General features: G+C 65.1%; 1 pseudogene. It reads right to left on the reverse strand.

What is annotated here, in order from left to right:
• Positions 1-641: pseudogene (locus EN884_RS37705) on the reverse strand (extensin family protein); the annotation flags it as partial.
• Between the last annotated feature and the right edge of the window lie 70 nt (positions 642-711).

Here is a 711-nt window from a genome sequence, read left to right on the forward strand (position 1 = left end):
TCGGCCGAGCGCGGATCGGGCAGCATCTTCTTCTCGTCCGCGTCGGCCGGCTTTTGCGGTGGCTGCGGGGCGACGGTTGGCGGCTGGGCCTCGGGTTCTGCAATGTCAGGCTTTTGTGTCGGCGTTGGCGCGACGTCCGGCGGCTCCGGCTCGTTTTCCCCGGTTGATGGCTCCGGAGCCAATGGCTCGGGACGTGCCTGCTTTTCCTGGTGGGATTTTTCTTCCTTGAAACGGTCGGGCGCTTCCGCGGCCTTCGGCCCTACGCGCTTTTGCTCCTCGGTCTTTGCAGCTTCAGCCTTTGGTGCGTCCGCCGGGCGTGGTTCGGGCACCGGAATGCCGGGTTGGGTTATCGGAGTGCCGGGTTCGGGCACGGGAACATCGGCAGGCGAGGGCAGCGATGTCTGCGTTTTCTGCTGTGTCTGCTTTGGCGTGACCTGCCGGTGGCGCCGTGGTTTCAAACGCTTTCCGCCCCTTGGTTTCAGGGGCTGGTCGGCTCGTGGTGTCAGCGGCTGCTCGACCCGCGGCGTCGGGGGCTTATGATGCCGATGGCGATGTCTCGCCTCGACCGGCATCACCAGCAAGGCCGTGACGGCCACGGTCAACGCAATCCTGCATATTCGGGAAAAGACGATCGACCCCATCGCCCTCAACGGCGCCGACGCAAGGTGGTTGCCTTGGCCGCATCACGAACGGTAACCGCTCCGTTACGCA

The organism is Mesorhizobium sp. M7A.F.Ca.AU.001.01.1.1, from assembly GCF_004022735.1.
GTDB classification, from domain to species: domain Bacteria; phylum Pseudomonadota; class Alphaproteobacteria; order Rhizobiales; family Rhizobiaceae; genus Mesorhizobium; species Mesorhizobium ciceri.